Source organism: Achromobacter sp. SIMBA_011 (genome assembly GCF_046535435.1).
Lineage (GTDB): Bacteria > Pseudomonadota > Gammaproteobacteria > Burkholderiales > Burkholderiaceae_B > Achromobacter > Achromobacter dolens.
The window spans coordinates 110,710-129,114 of record NZ_JAWRWN010000009.1 but is presented as its reverse complement, the minus strand read 5'-3'; the positions used below and the strand labels follow the sequence as shown (position 1 = coordinate 129,114).

Here is an 18,405-nt window from a genome sequence, read left to right as displayed (position 1 = left end):
AGTTACAAAAAGAAACTCCGCCGAAAGAGAGGCATGAAAAAAAGTCATAGCTTAAGGAGAAACTTTCGTTTGTGCAAACTAGGGTTGCACGAAAGAATCTTGCTGTTTGCGTCTGCCTTTTGCGCATCCGCGTTCCAATTCATAGGGGAATTCATGCAACGCCGTAATGTAGTCCTGGGCCTGTGTGTCGCCGCCGCGACCCTGGCCACGCCGCTGACCTCGGGCATCGCCCATGCCGAGGACGCCTACCCGAGCAAGCCGATCCGCCTGATCGTGCCGTTCCCGCCCGGGGGCACCACCGACATCGTCGGCCGCCTGTTCGCCGACAAGCTCGGCAAGGAACTGAATCAGACCGTCGTGGTGGAAAACCGCGGCGGCGCCGGCGGTTCCATCGGCAGCGCCTTCGTCGCCAGCAGCGCGCCGGACGGCTACACACTGGGCATCGCCACCGTCAGCACGCACGGCATCAACCCGGCCATCTACCCGAACCTGCCGTTCGATGGCGAGAAGGACTTCACGCCGGTCTCGAACCTGGCCGCCGTGCCGAACATCATGACCATCAACCCGAAGGTGCAGGCCAAGGACATGGCCGAGTTCATCAAGCTGGCCAAGAGCCAGCCGGGCAAGCTGACGTACGCCTCGGCCGGCAACGGCTCGGTCTCGCACATGATGGGCGAACTGTTCAAGATGGCCTCGGGCACCGACCTGATGCACGTGCCCTATCGTGGCGTGGGCCCGGCGCTGAACGACGCGCTGGCCGGCCAGGTCGACGTCATGTATGACAACCTGCCGTCCACCCTGCCGCACGTGCAGTCCGGCCGGCTGATCGCCATGGCTGTCGCCTCGCCCAAGCGCGTGGCCAGCCTGCCGAACGTGCCCACCTTCGCCGAAGTCGGCCTGCCCGCCGTCAACGACGCCTCGTGGTTTGGCCTGGTCGCCCCGGCCAAGCTGCCCGCCCCGATCCTGGCCAAGCTGAACGCCGCCGTGCAGAAGGTCAGCGCCGAAGCCGACGTCAAGTCGCGCCTGGAAGCGCTGGGCGCCGAACCGGCCGCCAACAGCCCGGAAGCGTTTGCCAAGCAGATCTCGGCCGAGATCGCCAAGAACAAGCGCATCGCCAAAGAAGCCAATGTGAAGATCGACTGAGCGATCTTCGATCCCCGCTGCGCCCGCGCGGCGCGCGGGGATCTCCGATTCACGAACGCAATACCCCCATATGCGAATTACCCAACCCCTGTCCTATCGGCTCGACCTCCCGCAGCAATATCCGAACTCGGCGCCCTCGGCCCCGCTGGTGCTGGACTCCCCGCACAGCGGCACCACCTACCCGCCCGACTTCGCGCCCGCGGTCGATTTTGGCGCCTTGCGCACGGCCGAGGACACCTGGGTTGACGATCTGTGGGGCGACGCCATCGACATGGGTGTGCCCATGATCGCCGCGAGCTTTCCGCGCGCCTATATCGACGCCAATCGCGCCCCCGACGAAATCGACGAACTGCTGCTGGACCAGGCCTGGCCCGGCGCGGTCAACGCCTCGCCCAAGGTCAAGCTGGGCAAGGGCCTGATCTGGCGCATGCTGGATGACGGCACGCCGCTGTACGACCGCAAGCTGAGCGTCGAGGAAGTGACGCACCGCATCGAGGCCTGCTGGAAGCCGTACCACGCCGCCCTCGGCCAGGTGCTCGACAGCGCCCACCAGAAGTTCGGCAAGGTCTGGCACATCAACTGCCACTCCATGCCCAGCGTCGCCGGTGCCTACGCCACCGACCGTCCCGGCCTGATCCACCCCGACTTCGTGCTGGGCGACCGCGACGGCAGCACCAGCGACCCGGCCTTCCGCGAATTCATCGCGGCCTGGCTGCGCGAGCGCGGCTACAACGTGACCGTGAACGATCCCTACAAGGGCGTCGAACTGGTGCGCGCCTTCGGCCGCCCTGAAGAAGGCCGCCACAGCCTGCAGATCGAGATCAACCGCAAGCTCTACATGGACGAGATCAGCCTGCGTCCGTCGGCCAATTATGGCCGCCTCAAGGCAGACCTGCGCGACCTCACCGCCGCGCTGATCGACTGGACTCGCGCGCAGACGGCCTGACGCCGGACGCCTGCGCGCCAGTGCCGGCCAGCAGCCCGTTGTCAGTCTGGCCGGTATGACCGGGGCGCGAGCCCCAAAAGCCCCATGGTTAACCCCATGGGGCTTTTCTTTTGGACGGCGCGCAAACTCCTCCCCGGCGCGTATATCCGTTATAACTACGGCGAACCTTCTGAGGAGAGGCGTCGATGCACATCGGGATACCAAGGGAAACCCGAGACGGGGAAACCCGTGTCGCAGCAACACCGGAGACCGTCAAGAAGTACGTGGGCGGCAAACACACCGTTGTCGTGGAGCGTGGCGCGGGCACCGCGGCGCGCTATCTGGATGAAGCCTACGAGGCCGCCGGCGCCACGCTCGGCAGCGCCCAGGAGGCCCTGGGGGCGGAGCTGGTCATGAAGGTTCGCGCGCCCTCCGCGGTCGAACTGCCGCAGATGAAGGCCGGCGCCGTGGTCATCGGCATGCTCGATCCCTTCGACGCCGAGGGCCTCGCGCAGATGGCCGCGGCCGGCCTGACCGGCTTCGCGCTGGAAGCCGCGCCCCGCATCACCCGCGCGCAGAGCCTGGACGTGCTGTCGTCGCAGGCCAACCTGGCCGGCTACAAGGCCGTGCTGCTGGCGGCCCACCACTACGGCCGCCTGATCCCCATGATGATGACCGCCGCCGGCACCCTCAAGGCCGCGCGCGCGGTGGTGTTGGGCACCGGCGTCGCAGGCCTGCAGGCCATCGCGACGGCCAAGCGCCTGGGCGCGGTGGTCGAGGCCTCCGACGTGCGGCCGGCCGCGCGCGAGCAGGTCGAATCGCTCGGCGCCAAGTTCATCGACGTGCCGTTCGAGACCGACGAGGAACGCGAGATCGCGCAGGGCGTGGGCGGTTACGCCCGCCCCATGCCGCCGGCCTGGATGGCGCGGCAGGCGGCGCTGGTGTCGGAGCGCTGCAAGCAGGCCGACATCGTCATCACCACCGCGCTCATCCCGGGCCGGCCCGCGCCGACGCTGGTGTCGGCCGAAACCGTCGCGGCCATGAAGCCCGGTTCGGTGCTGGTGGACCTGGCGGTCGAGCGCGGCGGCAACTGCCCGCTGTCCGAAAAAGGCAAGGTGGTCGAAAAGCACGGCGTGACCCTGGTGGGGCTGACCAACCTGCCCGGCCTGGTCGCGACGGACGCGTCGGCGCTCTACGCCCGCAACATCCTCGACTTCCTCAAACTCATCATCAATGCGGACGGCGCGCTGGCGATCCAGCGCGACGATGAAATCGTGGCGGCCTGCCTGGTGTGCGAAGGCGGCAATGTGACGCGCAGGAGCTGACAGCATGGAAGCGATCAACCCCACCCTGATGAATCTCATCATCTTCGTGCTGGCCATCTACGTCGGCTACCACGTGGTCTGGAACGTCACCCCCGCGCTGCACACGCCATTGATGGCGGTGACCAACGCGATCTCGGCCATCATCATCGTCGGCGCCATGCTGGCGGCGGCGCTGACCGAAGGCGGACTGGCGCGCGGCATGGGCGTGTTCGCCGTGGCGCTGGCCGCGGTCAACGTGTTCGGCGGCTTCCTGGTCACGCGGCGCATGCTGGAGATGTTCAAGAAGAAAGAGAAGAAGCCGGCCAAGGAGGACGCGAAATGATCTCGCTGAACCTCGTCACGCTGCTTTACCTGATTGCGTCGGTCTGCTTCATCCAGGCGCTCAAGGGCCTGTCGCATCCAACAACGTCGCGCCTGGGCAATGCCTTCGGCATGGCCGGCATGGCGATCGCGGTGCTGACCACCGGCGCGCTCATCGTCGGCCTGGCGCGCAGCGGCACCGCCGGCATCGGGTTGGGCTGGGTGCTGCTGGGCCTTTTGGTCGGCGGCTCCATCGGCACGCTGATGGCCAAGCGCGTCGAAATGACCAAGATGCCCGAGCTGGTCGCATTCATGCACAGCATGATCGGCCTGGCGGCGGTCGCCATCGCGGTCGCGGTGGTGGCCGAGCCGCACGCCTTCGGCATCGTCGCCGCCGGCACGCTGATCCCCACCGGCAACCGCTTCGAACTGTTCATCGGCACCTTCGTCGGCGCCATTACTTTCTCGGGCTCGGTGATCGCCTTCGGCAAGCTGTCGGGCAAGTACAAGTTCCGGCTGTTCCAGGGCGCGCCGGTGGTGTTCGCCGGCCAGCACATGCTGAACCTGGCGCTGGCGCTGCTGATGCTGGCGATGGGCGTGTGGTTCATGCTGACCCAGGCCTGGACTCCGTTCATCATCATGACGCTGATCGCCTTCGTGCTGGGCGTGCTGATCATCATCCCGATCGGCGGCGCCGACATGCCGGTGGTGGTGTCGATGCTGAACAGCTATTCGGGCTGGGCGGCGGCGGGCATCGGCTTCTCGCTCAACAACCCGATGCTGATCATCGCCGGCTCGCTGGTGGGTTCGTCCGGCGCCATCCTCTCGTACATCATGTGCAAGGCGATGAACCGCTCGTTCTTCAACGTGATCCTGGGCGGCTTCGGCGGCCAGGCCGGCGAGGCCGCGGCGGCGGGCGGCGGCCAGCAACGCAGCGTCAAGTCGGGCAGCCCTGACGACGCGGCCTTCCTGATGACCAACGCCGAGAGCGTCACCATCGTGCCGGGCTACGGCCTGGCGGTGGCGCGCGCCCAGCACGCGCTCAAGGAACTGGCCGAAAAGCTCACCGAACGCGGCGTGACGGTCAAGTACGCGATCCACCCGGTCGCCGGCCGCATGCCGGGCCATATGAACGTGCTGCTGGCCGAAGCGGAAGTGCCTTACGACCAGGTCTTCGAGATGGAAGACATCAACAGCGAGTTCGGCCAGACCGACGTGGTGCTGGTGCTGGGCGCCAACGACGTGGTCAACCCGGCGGCCAAGAACGATCCCAAGTCGCCGATTGCCGGCATGCCGATCCTGGAAGCCTACAAGGCCCGCACCGTGATCGTGAACAAGCGTTCGATGGCTTCGGGCTACGCCGGCCTGGACAACGAGCTCTTCTACATGGACCGCACGATGATGGTCTTCGGCGACGCCAAGAAAGTGCTGGAAGACATGGTCAAGGCGGTGGAATGATGCGCCGGCGCCGCGATGCGTGCGCATCGCGGCGTCTTTCCCCGACGCGCGCTCCAGAGGATTCCCGCGACGCGGCGGCCGGCCTAGGCGCGGGCCAGTTGCTCGTCCACCACTTCGATCCAGTGCCGCACCGGCGTGCCGGTGCCGCTCTGCAAATGGCCGATGCAACCGATGTTGGCCGACAGGATCACATCCGGCGCGGCCGGCGCGATGGCGCCCAGCTTGCGGTCGCGCAGCGCCAGCGCGATCTCCGGATTGAGCACCGAATAGGCCCCGGCCGAGCCGCAGCACAGGTGCTGTTCAGCGAACGGCTGCAGCTCGAAGCCAAGATCGGCCAGCAACCGCTCCGACAAAGGCCGCAGGCCCTGCCAGTGCTGCAGCGTGCAGGGCGGATGGAACGCCGCCCGCACCCGCTTTTCCGACAGTCGCTGGCGTAGCTCATCGGCCTGCGGCGCGACGATTTCCGCCACATCCTTCACCAGCGCCACGATGTCCGCGGCGCGCTGCGCGTAGGCCGGATCGTGACGCAGGTGATGGGCGTATTCCTTGACCATGGCGCCGCAGCCCGATGCATTCATGACGATGGCCTCGACCGCGCCATCGCGCACCAGCGGCCACCACGCGTCGACGTTGGCGCGCATCTGGTCCAGCGCGGCCGCCTGCGCGTCCAGGTGGAAACTGGCCGCGCCGCAGCAGCCCGCGCCGGGCGCGATGCGCGCGCCGATGCCGATGGCGTTGAGCACGCGGATGGTGGCGGCGTCGATCGACGGCATCATCGACGGCTGCACGCAACCGGCCAGCATCAGCACCTGGCGCGTGTGGCCCTCCACCTGCGGCAACGCGCCGGCCGGACGCCGCTCGGGCACCTTGCGCTTGAGCGATTCCGGCAGGACGCCGCGCACCGCCTGCCCCAGGCGCATGGCCGGCCCGAACAGCGGCGACAGCATGGCCCGGCGCAGCATCTTGCGCTTGGCCTTCTCGGCCCACGGCCGCGGCACCCGCTCCTCGACGATCTGGCGGCCGATGTCCACCAGATGCCCATATTCCACGCCCGACGGGCAGGTGGTTTCGCAATTGCGGCAGGTCAGGCAGCGGTCCAGATGCTGTTGGGTCGATTGCGTCGGTTCGGCGCCTTCCAGCACCTGTTTGATCAGGTAGATGCGGCCGCGAGGGCTGTCGAGCTCGTCGCCCAGCACCTGGTAGGTCGGACAGGTGGCCGTGCAGAAGCCGCAATGCACGCAGCGCCGCAGGATCGCATCGGCCTCTTTGCCCAGATCGGTATCGCGGGCCCAGGCTGCCAGATTGGTTTGCATGATGCCTATAGCTCCAGGACCAGCCGGCCGGGGTTGAACAACCCCGCCGGATCGAGTTCTTGCTTGAGGCGGCGCGTGATCAACGCCACGCCCGGCGACAGCGGATGGAACACGCCGTCGGCCGGCGGCCGCGTGCCGGCCGGACGGAACAGCGTTGCATGGCCGCCCAGCCGTTGCGCCAGTTCGCGCAGCTCGGTGGCGTCCCGCGCCCCCGACAGCCAGCGCTGGCCGCCGCCCCACTCCAGCAGGGCCCGCCCGCTGCCGATCGCTGCCGCCGTCGGCGGCAAAGCCAGCCGCCACAAGGGCTGTCCCGGCGCGAAGAACGGATGGGTCTGTTCGCGCAAGCCGGTCCACCAGGCCTGCGCCGCCTCCGGCGCCAGGGGATCGCCGCCGATCACCTGCCGCGCGCCGGCGATGGCCGGCGGCGCGCCCGACAGGCGCACATGCATCTGGCCTTCCTCGTCAGCGCCGCCGACCCAACTGGTCGCCGAAATCGGCAAGGGTTTGCCGCGCCACAGGGCGAAGCTGGCCAGCGCCTGGGCCTGCGTCGCTGGCAACGCCAGCGTCAGTTCCTCCATCGGCCGAGGCACGACCTTGAGTGACACTTCGAGGATCGCGCCGAAGATGCCATGCGAACCGGCCAGCAGCCGCGACACGTCGTAGCCCGCCACGTTCTTCATGACCTCGCCGCCGAACGACAGCACACGGCCGTCCGAATCCAGCAACTGCGCGCCAAGCACGAAGTCGCGCAAGGCGCCGGCGCTCATGCGGCGCGGTCCCGACAGGCCCGCGGCCACACAGCCGCCAACGGTGGCGGCGGGCGAGAAATGCGGCGGCTCGAAGGCCAGCATCTGGCCGTGTTCGGCCAGCGCCGCCTCCAGCTCCGCCAGCGGCGTGCCGGCCCTGACCGTCACCACCAGTTCCGACGGGTGATAGCTGACGATGCCGCGATACGGGGTCATGTCGAGCAGGCAATGGCCATCCTGCGGCGTCACTGGCCGGTAGTTGCCGTAGAACGCCTTGCTGCCGCCGCCCATGACGAACAGCGGCTTGTGACCGGCGCGAGCCGTCATGACCTGGTCGCACAATTCCGACAGGACGAAATCCATGGGAGGGACGTCCTAGAAGCGTGCGAGATCCGGAAAGCGCAGCTCGCCCGCGTGTACGTGCATCTTGCCGTACTCGGCGCAGCGGGCCAGCGTAGGGATGACCTTTTCGGGGTTGAGCAGGCACGGCGGATCGAATGCCCGCTTGACCGCCAGGAACGCGTCGAGTTCTTCGCGAGAGAATTGCACGCACATTTGATTTATTTTCTCCATTCCCACACCGTGCTCTCCAGTCACGGTTCCTCCCACCTGCACGCACAGTTCGAGTATGGCCGCGCCGAACTTCTCGGCGCGTTCCACTTCGTCCGGTTTATTCGAATCGAACAGGATCAACGGATGCAGGTTGCCATCGCCCGCATGGAACACGTTGGCGCAGCGCAGGCCGAACTCGTCTTCCATTTGCTCGATGGCGCCCAGCACCCGGGCGAGATGACGGCGCGGAATCGTGCCGTCCATGCAGTAGTAATCGGGCGACACGCGCCCGGCGGCGGGAAACGCGTTCTTGCGCCCCGCCCAGAATTTGAGCCGCTCGGCCTCCGAGGCCGACACCTGGCAGCGGGTCGAGCCGGCCGCGCGGAAGATGGCTTCCATGCGCGCGATCTCGTGCGCCACTTCCTCTGGCGTGCCGTCGGATTCGCACAGCAGGATGGCCTGCGCATCCATGTCGTAGCCGGCGCGCACGAAGGGTTCGACCATATGCGTCGCGCGCCGGTCCATCATCTCCAGCCCGGCGGGAATGATGCCATCGGCGATCACCCGCGTCACCGCGTTGCCCGCGGCCTCGACGCTGGCGAAACTGGCCATCACCACCTGGGCGCAGGCCGGCTTGGGAATCAGCTTGACCGTCACCTCGGTCACCACGCCCAGCATGCCTTCCGAGCCGATGAACACCGACAGCAGGTCCAGCCCCGGCGCGTCCGGCGCCTCCGAGCCCAGCTCGACCACGTCGCCGTCGATCGTGACCATGCGCACCCGCAGCACGTTGTGCACCGTGAGGCCGTATTTCAGGCAATGCACCCCGCCCGAATTCTCGGCGACGTTGCCGCCGATCGAACAGGCGATCTGGCTCGACGGATCGGGCGCGTAATACAGCCCGTAGGGCGCCGCGGCTTCCGAAATGGCAAGGTTGCGCACCCCGGGTTCGACCACCGCGGTCGCGCTGGCCAGGTCGATGTGCTTGATGCGATTGAACTTGGACAGGCCCAGCAGCACGCCCTGGCTGTGCGGCATCGCGCCGCCCGACAGACCGGTGCCGGCGCCGCGCGCCACCAGCGGCGCATTCAGGCGCTTGCAGATGCGCATCACCGCCTGCACCTGTTCCTCGGTCTCGGGCAAGGCCACCACTGCGGGCAATGCGCGGTAGAGCGACAGGCCGTCGCACTCGTAGGGGCGCGTGTCCTCTTCACGAAACAGCACGCAATGCGACGGCAGCGCGGCCGACAACGCCTCGACGAGTTGCTGCAACGAATAAGGCGCCTGCGCTTGTGCCAGGCCGGTTTCGACCAGTGAATTCATGAGCGCAACAATAGCGCGACCGCTGGCTGGACGCAGGCCGGGATTTACCCGCATCCTGCGTACAGCCAACGGCCGCGCGGCCCCGCAGAAGTAACCAGCCGTAAAGCCCCTGCGCATCGCGTGGACAAGCGCGTCGCGCCCCCGGCACCATTCCCACTCATTGAGAACGCCTGTCGGCCGCGCGGGCTGCCCGTTCCCGCTGGCCGAAAAAAAACCGGCGGGTCATCCCCGCCGGCCTTGATCCGCGTCCCTCCGGACGACTCACCAGGAAACGATCTTGCCCGGGTTGAGGATGTTGTTCGGATCGAACGCATGCTTGAGGCTGCGCATCAGATCCAGCGCGTCATCGCCATGCTCTTCGGCCATGAACTGCATCTTGTGCAGGCCGATGCCATGCTCGCCGGTGCAGGTGCCATCCGCGGCGATGGCGCGCCGCACCAGGTTGTGGTTGATGGCCTCGGACTCCTGCCATTCGCGCTCGCTGTCGGCGTCCAGCAGCATCAGCACGTGGAAGTTGCCGTCGCCGACGTGGCCGACGATGGTGTACGGGAAGCTGGCGCGGTCCAGTTCCTCGACGGTGTCGCGCACGCAGTCAGCCAGGCGCGAGATCGGCACGCAGACGTCGGTGGTGCTGGCGCGGCAGCCTGGGCGCAGTTGCAGGCCGGCGAAGTAGGCGTTGTGGCGCGCGGTCCACAGGCGGCTGCGGTCCTCGGGGCGCTCGGCCCATTCGAAGTCCATGCCGCCATGCTCGGCGGTGATGGCCTGCACGGTCTCGGCCTGCTCCTGCACGCCCGCCGGACTGCCGTGGAATTCGAACACCAGCAGCGGCGTCTCGCGCAGCGTCAGCTTGCTGTGGAGGTTGACGGCGCGCACGCTGGCCGCGTCCATGAACTCGACGCGCGCCACCGGCACGCCCATCTGGATGATCTCGATCACGCTCTGCACCGCGGCATCGAGCGTGGGGAAGTTGCAGACCGCGGCCGACACGGCCTCGGGTTGCGGATACAGGCGCACGGTGACTTCGGTGATGATGCCGAGCGTGCCTTCGCTGCCGACGAAGATGCGGGTCAGGTCGTAGCCGGCCGAGGACTTGCGGGCGCGGCCGGCGGTGCGCACGATGCGGCCATCGGCGGTGACCACGGTCAGCGACATGACGTTTTCGCGCATGGTGCCGTAGCGCACGGCGTTGGTGCCGGAGGCGCGCGTGGCGGCCATGCCGCCCAGGCTGGCGTCGGCGCCCGGATCGATCGGAAAGAACAGGCCGGTGCTGCGGATCTCTTCATTGAGCTGCTTGCGCAGCACGCCGGCCTGCACGGTGGCGGTCAGGTCTTCGGCGTTGACGGCCAGCACCTTGTTCATCTGCGACAGATCCAGGCTGATACCGCCCTGGATCGCCAGGATGTGGCCTTCCAGCGACGAACCCGCGCCGTAGGGGATCAGCGGCACGCGGTGTTGGTTGCACAGCTTGGCGACCTCGGCGACTTCCTCGGTGCTCTGGGCGAAGACCACCGCGTCGGGCAGCATCGCGGGGTACGGCGACTCGTCGCGGCCATGGTGCTCGCGCACCGCGGCGGATTCGGAGAAACGGTCGCCAAAACGGGCGCGCAGGGCCTCGAGACAAGCGGCCGGCACCGCGCGGCGCAACGATTCGGCGTGCAAGGGAGCGTTCATGATCAGCGGGTTCTCGGATGGGGGAATCCGGATATTCTACGCCGCCCGCCTTGCTGCGCTGCAAACCGCCCGGACGGGGCGGCTTGCAGCAATCAGGACTTACTTGCCGGAGGTCAGCGCGACCCGGCGGCGCTCGCGCACGGCCTGGGCCAGGCGATCGAGCACGGCGACCGACGCGTCCCAGTCGATGCAACCGTCCGTGATGCTCTGGCCGTAGACCAGCGGTTCGCCCGGCACCATGTCCTGACGGCCTCCCAGCAGATGGCTTTCGACCATCACGCCGACCAGCCGCGCATCGCCCGCTTCCATCTGGCGCGCCACGTCCTCGATGACCAGCGGCTGGTTCTCGGGCTTCTTGCTGCTGTTGGCGTGGCTGGCGTCGATCATGACGCGTTGGGCCAGGCCCGCCTTGGACATGTCCTGGCAGGCCGCCTCGACGCTGGCGGCGTCGTAGTTGGGCGTCTTGCCGCCGCGCAGGATGACGTGACAGTCTTCATTGCCCGCGGTCGAAACGATGGCCGAATGCCCGCCCTTGGTCACCGACAGGAAATGGTGCGGCTGGGACGCCGCCTTGATCGCGTCCACGGCGATCTTCACGTTGCCGTCCGTGCCGTTCTTGAAACCCACCGGACACGACAGGCCGGATGCCAGTTCGCGATGCACCTGGCTCTCCGTCGTGCGCGCGCCGATCGCCCCCCAGGAGACCAGGTCCGCAATGTACTGCGGCGTAATCATGTCCAGGAATTCGCACCCCGCCGGCAATCCCAGGCTGTTGATGTCCAGCAGCAGCTCGCGCGCCACGCGCACGCCCTTGTTGATGTCGAAGCTGCCGTCCAGGTCCGGATCGTTGATCAGCCCCTTCCAACCGACAGTGGTGCGAGGCTTCTCGAAATACACGCGCATCACGATTTCCAGATCCGCGCTGAGGCGGTCGCGCACCGGCTTCAGGCGCTTGGCGTATTCGATCGCGGCGCGGGTGTCGTGGATCGAACACGGGCCGATCACGACGATCATGCGGTCGTCCATGCCATGCAGGATGCGGTGCATCGACTGCCGGGCGGCGAACACGGTGTCGGAAGCTTCCTTGGTGCAGGCGAACTCACGCATGACGTGCGCGGGCGGATTGAGCTCTTTGATTTCTCGGATGCGAAGGTCGTCGGTATTGTGTGACACGGTACTGCTCCTGGGTTTCCCGCCACCGGGATTGCATCCCGGGGGGTTCCTCAAACTGACGGCACAAAAAAAGCCGCCAGTTCGCTGGCGGCTTTTTTGGGGGGATTCTTTCCAAACTTCAGATTGAGCGCTTCCCTTCCTCCGCCAGCGGCTTCAGAAAACCAAAAAAATAAAAGTAAAAGGCGGGGGAAGCGAATTTCATGGGAAAAGACTCTAGCACACTTTTTTCAGGCCGTCACGCCAGTTTGCGGCGCGGCGTGGCGGCCCCGCAGGCTGCCTGGCGACCGGTCAGGCCGTCCCGCCGACGGTCAGGCCTTCCATGCGCACCGTGGGCATGCCCACGCCCACCGGCACGCTCTGGCCGTCCTTGCCGCACGTGCCCACGCCCGAATCCAGCTTCAGGTCGTCGCCGATCATGCTGACGCGGGTCATGGCGTCGGGACCGTTGCCGATCAGGGTGGCGCCCTTGACCGGATAGGTGATCTTGCCGTCTTCGATCATGTAGGCCTCGGAGGCCGAGAACACGAACTTGCCGTTGGTGATGTCGACCTGCCCGCCGCCGAAATTGGCCGCATACAGCCCGCGCTTGACGGACGAGATGATTTCCTCGGGCGCCTTGTCGCCAGCCAGCATGTAGGTATTGGTCATGCGCGGCATGGGCAGATGCGCGAACGATTCGCGGCGGCCGTTGCCGGTGGCCGCGGTCTTCATCAGGCGCGCGTTCAGCGTGTCCTGCATGTAGCCGCGCAGGAAGCCGTCTTCGATCAGCACGTTGCGCTGGGTGGCGTTGCCCTCGTCGTCGATGTTGAGCGAACCGCGGCGATCCGGAATGGTGCCGTCGTCGACCACCGTGACACCCTTGGAGGCGACGCGTTCACCGATACGCCCGGAGAACACGCTGGAACCCTTCCGGTTGAAATCGCCTTCCAGGCCGTGGCCGACGGCTTCGTGCAGCAGAATGCCGGGCCAGCCCGAACCCAGCACCACCGTCATTTCACCCGCGGGCGCCGGACGCGCCTCCAGGTTGACCAGCGCTTCGTGCACGGCGCGCTCAACGTAGCCCTGCAGCATTTCGTCCGTGAAATATGCCAGCCCCAGGCGGCCACCGCCGCCGGCATGGCCCATTTCGCGGCGGCCATTGCGTTCGGCGATGACGGTCAGCGACAGGCGCACCAGCGGCCGCACGTCAGCGGCCAGGCGGCCATCGCTGCCCGCCACCAGCACCACGTCATACTCGGCGCCCAGGCCGGCCATGACCTGGATCACGTGCGGATCGCGGGCCCGCGCCATGCGTTCGACGCGTTCGAGCAGCGCCACCTTTTCGGGGGCGCTCAGGGTCGCCACCGGATCGATGTCGGCATACAGGCTGCGGCCCATTTCGGCTTCGACCTGCGCCGCCACCTTGACCTTGCCGGCGCCGCGGCGGGCAATGCCGCGCACCGCGTGCGCCGAGGACAGCAAGGCATCGGCCGAGAGCGAATCGGAATAGGCGAACGCGGTTTTCTCGCCGCTGACGGCGCGCACGCCAACGCCCTGGCTGATGGAGAAGCTGCCGGTCTTGACGATGCCCTCTTCCAGGCTCCAGCCCTCGCTGCGGGTGTACTGGAAATACAGGTCGGCATAGTCGACCTTGTGGGTGAAGATTTCGCCAAGGGCGCGCGCCATATCGGCCTCGGTCAACCCCCACGGGTCGAGCAGGAGCGATTTGGCGGTAGCCAGGGATGCAATAGCGGGATCGATGATTTTCATAGGACTCTGTTCGGGGGCGCCGGCGCGACGAACGCGGCAGCCAGGACGCTCAAGGCTATATCGTACCGCCGACAAGGGGGTGGCGTCGCGGCCGCCGTTTATTGTCTATCAAGTTAACCAATTGGGACCGCTCCCATACCCGCGAGGGGCGTTCCGAAAAAATAACCTCTGCCCGGGCGCCCGCCCCTTTGCTCGCCGGCCGGACGCCCTATCGAACTTGTCATACAACGCAACAGCAAAATGAAAATGGCGTAAAAAAGTCCTCCCCGCAAACGGCCGCGCATATCATTCCCGATGGCTGGGAATGAAAATCCGCATACCCCTGGAAACCCCCGTGTCATAGGGATCGCGTCCAGTCGTCCTACCACTTGTGGAAACTCGTGTATTTGCCGCCGGCATCGACCCGGCATACGAAAATTACAGGCTTACGACACACTGAAAAGTGGGCATCCTCTGCCCATCCGCTCGCTTCGTGAAACAAAAACGCGCATTTCCCAACACGCAATGTTGCATTCGTCCGCCCTGTGAACCAAACGGCCGGTTGTTTCATTTAGTCCCAAATTTGAGAATATCATTCCCAATACTTGTTCATGGCGCAAACCCGCTAGCCTAAAGACTTTCCGGCCGTTTTGATACAAAGTAATTAGACCAAAACAGCGGCAAAGGGACGTCAAATTCTGTATTATGCGAAGCACAACAAATAAACATAACTCCGCCGGCGATTAAAGCAGTTCCATAATCAGGAATAACCATGGCCCGAGAAACCTACGCAGCTCTGCAAGCAAAGATCGAAAAGGAAATCAACAAGCTCCAAAAGAAGGCTGAAGTCCTCCAAACCAAGCGCCGCAAGCCGGTCATCGCCTCGATCATCACGTCGATGCGCGAGTACGACATCACCCCCGAAGAAATCGCCGCCGCCTTTGGCGCCGGCAAGCCCGTCCGTGCCACCCCCAGCGGCCGCCGCAAGGCTGGCGCCGCTGTCCGCCCGGCCAACGCCGCCAAACGCGCCGTTGCGCCCAAGTACCGTCATCCCCAAACCGGGGAGACCTGGAGCGGTCGTGGCAAGGCCCCCCGCTGGCTCGCCGCCGAAGAAGCATCCGGCGCCACGCGCGACAGTTTCCTCATCAAAGAATAAAACCTATTATTCAGTAAGAAAAAATAAATGCGCACCAAATTGGTGCGCATTTTTTATTTTATGACTGTCTTTTGGCGTGGCAAAAACTACTGGACCGGGAACTGGATTTCGCGCTCGGCGCCATTATTTCCCGGGAATCCGTCAAATATTGCCCGTACCAGATACGGCATCATCCGCACGAAATTGTCCCGTTCGCTGAGTATGAAGGCGCTGGAACGGTAGACCTCGGCTCCGCCCCGCTGGCTGTCGTGGATCTGCAGCGTGAGCGTGTTGCGCTGGACCACCATGGGCACGTCGACCCAATCCGGGCCCCAATAGCCGTAGTAGCCGCCCCACGGCCGCGGACCGTAGAAACCGCCATAGCCATAACCGCCATTGAAATACGGATCGTACGGACGCCGCACCATCACCTGCGTCTGGCTCGTGCCATAACGGAACGAGACATCGAAACGGGCCTTGGCGCCCGGCTGGGCTTCCACCAGCCCGGTGGCGCCGATGCCGGCGCGCACCATGTCCTGGTATGACTGGTATTCGAGATTATTGGCCTGCGATGGCTCGGCCGGCACGAATTGGTAAGTCTGGCCTTCGACGCCTGTCGGCCACTGCTGGAAGGAGGTGACGCGCGCCGACACGGTGGGGGTGGCACATCCGCTCAGCACCAGCGCCCCCAATACAGCCAGGACGGCCGCCCAACGGCCGGTATTGAACGGGGAAGAACGAGACATTTGCAACTCCTCATTGCGCGACGGCGCCCATCATACTGAGCTTTGACCGCGCGGGCCCCCAAAAGTTTACGCCGGGCGGGTGCGTCCGGCGCCTGTGTCTGTCAGGCCTCACACTACAATAGGACTCTCGTTCATACAGGACTGCAATCCCATGCGCACAGACACGCCCGTTACCGTATACCGCAAGGATTACCAGCCCTACCCCTACGACATCCCGCAGGTTTCCCTGGCCTTCGACCTCGCGCCCGACAGCACCGAGGTCCGCTGCGTCATGCAGGTCCGGCGCAAGGCGGACGCCAGCGCCGACGCCGCGCTGGTGCTGGACGGCGAAGAACTGGAGCTCGTCTCGGTAGGGGTGGATGGCCAGGCGCTGCCGGCCGACCGTTTTCACCTGTCCGAGCACAGCCTGGCGCTGTACGGCCTGCCCGCCGAGGCCAGCGTGGAGATCGTCAGCCGCTGCAAGCCCTCGGCCAACTCCACGCTGATGGGCCTGTACGTCTCGGGCGGCAATTTCTTCACCCAATGCGAAGCCGAAGGCTTTCGCCGCATCACCTGGTTCGCCGACCGCCCGGACGTCATGTCGCGCTACCGCGTGACCTTGCGTGCCGCGCCGGCCTACCCGGTGCTGCTGTCCAACGGCAACCTGGTCGCCTCGCGGCAACTGCCCGACGGCCGCAACGAGGTCGAATGGGAAGATCCGTTCCCCAAGCCCTGCTATCTGTTCGCCCTGGTGGGCGGCAACCTGACTCACCGCGAAACCACGGTCAAGACCGCCAGCGGCCGCGACGTGCTGCTGCAGGTCTACAGCGACCCGGGCGCAGAGACCAAGACCGAATGGGCGCTGGATTCCCTGGTGCGCGCGCTGCGCTGGGACGAGACCCGCTTCGGCCTGGAACTGGACCTGGACCGCTTCATGGTCGTTGCCGTCCATGATTTCAATATGGGCGCGATGGAGAACAAGGGCCTGAACATTTTCAATGCCGCCTACGTACTGGCCGACGCGGATACCGCCACGGACGCCAACTACGAAGGCATCGAATCCGTCATCGGCCACGAGTACTTCCACAACTGGACCGGCAACCGGGTCACTTGCCGCGACTGGTTCCAATTGAGCCTGAAGGAAGGCCTGACCGTATTCCGCGACCAGGAATTCAGCGCCGACATGATGGCGCAGGACATGGACGAGGCCGCTGCCGCGAGCGCCCGCGCGGTCAAGCGCATCGACGACGTGGTGACGCTGCGCGCGGCGCAGTTCCCCGAGGACGCGGGCCCGATGGCCCACCCGATCCGTCCCGACAGCTACCAGGAAATCGGCAACTTCTATACCGCCACGGTATACGAGAAAGGCGCCGAGGTCATCCGCATGCAGCACACGCTGTTGGGCGAGGCCGGTTTCCGCGCCGGCATGGACGAATATTTCCGCCGCCACGACGGCCAGGCCGTGACCTGCGACGACTTCGTCGCCGCCATGGAATCGGTCTACACGCGCCAGCACCCGGGCCGCGATCTGTCGGTGTTTCGCAACTGGTACCGTCAGGCGGGCACGCCGCGCGTGACGGTCAGGCTGACGCACGACGCCGCCGCCCGCCGCTGCACCGTGACGTTGTCGCAGGAATGCCAGCCGGTCGGCGTCGAGAAAAAGGCCCCTGCCGGCTTCGTCAAGGCGCCCTACCATATCCCCTTCGCCATCGGCCTGCTGGACCGCAACGGCCGCGCCCTGCCGTTGCGCCATGACGGGATGGTCAAGGACACCGCGCTGCTGGAACTGACAACGCAGAGCCAGCAATGGCATTTCGACGACATCGACGAAATGCCGGTGCCGTCGCTGCTGCGCGATTTTTCCGCGCCGGTGATCGTCGATTACGACTGGACCGACGAGGAGTTGGCGCTGCTGTCGGCCCACGACGGCAACCCCTTCGCACGCTGGGAAGCCGGCCAGGAACTGGCCACCCGCCAGATCCTGGCGCTGGCCGCGGCGCGCCAGGCCGGCCGCACGCTGCACGCCGACCCGGCCTTCATCGCCGCCTGGCGCGCGCTGTTGACCGACCCGGCGCTGGATGCCGCGTACCGCGCCCGCGCCCTGGCGCTGCCCTCGGAAAAGACCCTGGCCGAACGCATGCAGGCCGTCGATCCGCCGGCGCTGGCGGTGGCGCGCGACTTCCTGCGCGCCGAGCTGGGCCGCCAACTCTCGGCCGAATTCCGCCAGGCCTTCGATGACAACCAGACGCCGGGCGCATACAGCCCCGCGCCGGTGCCGGCCGGCAAGCGCGCGATGAAGAACCTGGCGCTCAGCCACCTGATGGCGGCCGGCGAGCACGAGGCGCAGCGCCTGGCCGAACAGCAATACGAGCACGCCGGCAACATGACCGACAGCATGGCCGCGTTGTCGGCCCTGATCAACTACGGCCAGGGCGATTTCCCGCAGCAGGCGCTGGCGGCGTTCTACGACAAGTGGCGCGACAACGCGCTGGTGGTGGACAAGTGGTTCGCGTTGCAGGCCGCGGCGCGCTACACCACGGTGCAGACCGCGCGCGAACTGATGAAGCACCCGGCGTTCACGCTGCGCAACCCGAACCGGGCGCGCGCGCTGATTTTCCAGTTCTGCCTGAACAACGCCCGCGGCATGCACCACCCGGACGGGTCCGGCTATGCCTTCTGGGCCGACCAGGTGCTGGCGCTGGACGCGCTCAATCCGGAAATCGCCGCACGCCTGGCGCGCGCGCTGGACAACTGGTCGCGCTACGTGCCGGCCCTGCGCGGTCCCATGCAGGAAGCCCTGCAGCGAGTGCGCGGCCACGAGGGGCTGTCGCGCAACGTGCAGGAAATCGTATCCAAGGCTTTAGAATTCGCAGCATAGGGAGAACCTC

At 66.2% G+C, this 18,405-nt stretch carries 14 protein-coding genes; 7 read left to right on the top strand and 7 right to left on the bottom strand.

From position 1 onward, the window contains the following. Positions 1–153 precede the first annotated feature (153 nt). The 5 genes from SB816_RS24860 to SB816_RS24840 all read left to right on the top strand — a co-directional run bounded on the left by SB816_RS24860 (position 154) and on the right by SB816_RS24840 (position 5,151). Positions 154–1,143 (top strand): Bug family tripartite tricarboxylate transporter substrate binding protein, encoded by a 990-nt coding sequence (locus SB816_RS24860; RefSeq protein ID WP_049072511.1) that lies wholly within the window; start codon positions 154–156, stop codon positions 1,141–1,143. 70 nt (positions 1,144–1,213) lie between these two features. Continuing rightward, the gene (locus tag SB816_RS24855; RefSeq protein WP_410547671.1) at positions 1,214–2,089 is read left to right on the top strand and encodes an N-formylglutamate amidohydrolase; all 876 of its coding nucleotides are present in this window, start codon (positions 1,214–1,216) and stop codon (positions 2,087–2,089) included. Between the two features lie 185 nt (positions 2,090–2,274). Then, positions 2,275–3,393: a Re/Si-specific NAD(P)(+) transhydrogenase subunit alpha gene (locus tag SB816_RS24850; RefSeq protein WP_054501339.1), complete on the top strand. Its 1,119-nt coding sequence runs from the start codon at positions 2,275–2,277 to the stop codon at positions 3,391–3,393. Between the two features lie 4 nt (positions 3,394–3,397). After that, positions 3,398–3,715 (top strand): NAD(P) transhydrogenase subunit alpha, encoded by a 318-nt coding sequence (locus SB816_RS24845; RefSeq protein ID WP_049072509.1) that lies wholly within the window; start codon positions 3,398–3,400, stop codon positions 3,713–3,715. Next, positions 3,712–5,151 carry an NAD(P)(+) transhydrogenase (Re/Si-specific) subunit beta gene (locus SB816_RS24840; RefSeq protein WP_054501340.1) on the top strand — a complete coding sequence of 480 codons (1,440 nt, stop codon included), beginning with the start codon at positions 3,712–3,714 and terminating at the stop codon, positions 5,149–5,151. Before SB816_RS24845 ends, SB816_RS24840 begins: the two co-directional genes overlap by 4 nt. Before the next feature lie 83 nt (positions 5,152–5,234). Here the strand turns inward: SB816_RS24840 and glcF are convergent, their stop codons facing one another. From glcF to tldD, 6 genes are all read right to left on the bottom strand, one after another. Next, on the bottom strand, positions 5,235–6,464 hold the full coding sequence (glcF, locus tag SB816_RS24835; RefSeq protein WP_064524175.1) for a glycolate oxidase subunit GlcF: 1,230 nt from the start codon (positions 6,462–6,464) through the stop codon (positions 5,235–5,237). A gap of 5 nt (positions 6,465–6,469) precedes the next feature. Beyond that, positions 6,470–7,573, bottom strand: a complete 1,104-nt coding sequence (glcE, locus tag SB816_RS24830) for a glycolate oxidase subunit GlcE (RefSeq protein ID WP_410547670.1) — start codon at positions 7,571–7,573, stop codon at positions 6,470–6,472. A 12-nt stretch (positions 7,574–7,585) separates the two neighbouring features. After that, positions 7,586–9,085, bottom strand: coding sequence for an FAD-linked oxidase C-terminal domain-containing protein (locus SB816_RS24825; RefSeq protein WP_054501343.1), 1,500 nt, complete (start codon positions 9,083–9,085; stop codon positions 7,586–7,588). A 261-nt stretch (positions 9,086–9,346) separates the two neighbouring features. Next, positions 9,347–10,756 (bottom strand): FAD-binding oxidoreductase, encoded by a 1,410-nt coding sequence (locus SB816_RS24820; RefSeq protein WP_116791078.1) that lies wholly within the window; start codon positions 10,754–10,756, stop codon positions 9,347–9,349. Positions 10,757–10,855: 99 nt separating this feature from the next. Further along, entirely contained in the window at positions 10,856–11,929 is a 1,074-nt protein-coding gene (gene aroG, locus SB816_RS24815; protein WP_054501345.1) for a 3-deoxy-7-phosphoheptulonate synthase AroG, read from the bottom strand. Positions 11,930–12,217: 288 nt separating this feature from the next. Beyond that, entirely contained in the window at positions 12,218–13,678 is a 1,461-nt protein-coding gene (gene tldD, locus SB816_RS24810; protein ID WP_410547669.1) for a metalloprotease TldD, read from the bottom strand. Between the two features lie 751 nt (positions 13,679–14,429). Here tldD and SB816_RS24805 point away from each other — a divergent pair. After that, a complete protein-coding gene (locus tag SB816_RS24805) occupies positions 14,430–14,813 on the top strand; it encodes an H-NS family nucleoid-associated regulatory protein (RefSeq protein ID WP_054473936.1) in 384 nt (127 codons plus the stop codon). An 86-nt stretch (positions 14,814–14,899) separates the two neighbouring features. On the opposite strand, the gene SB816_RS24800 is transcribed toward SB816_RS24805, so the two are convergent. Further along, positions 14,900–15,538: a DUF4136 domain-containing protein gene (locus SB816_RS24800; RefSeq protein WP_054501347.1), complete on the bottom strand. Its 639-nt coding sequence runs from the start codon at positions 15,536–15,538 to the stop codon at positions 14,900–14,902. 151 nt (positions 15,539–15,689) lie between these two features. Here SB816_RS24800 and pepN point away from each other — a divergent pair, with 151 nt between their 5' ends. Then, positions 15,690–18,395, top strand: coding sequence for an aminopeptidase N (gene pepN / locus SB816_RS24795; RefSeq protein WP_336235898.1), 2,706 nt, complete (start codon positions 15,690–15,692; stop codon positions 18,393–18,395). Positions 18,396–18,405: the final 10 nt, after the last annotated feature.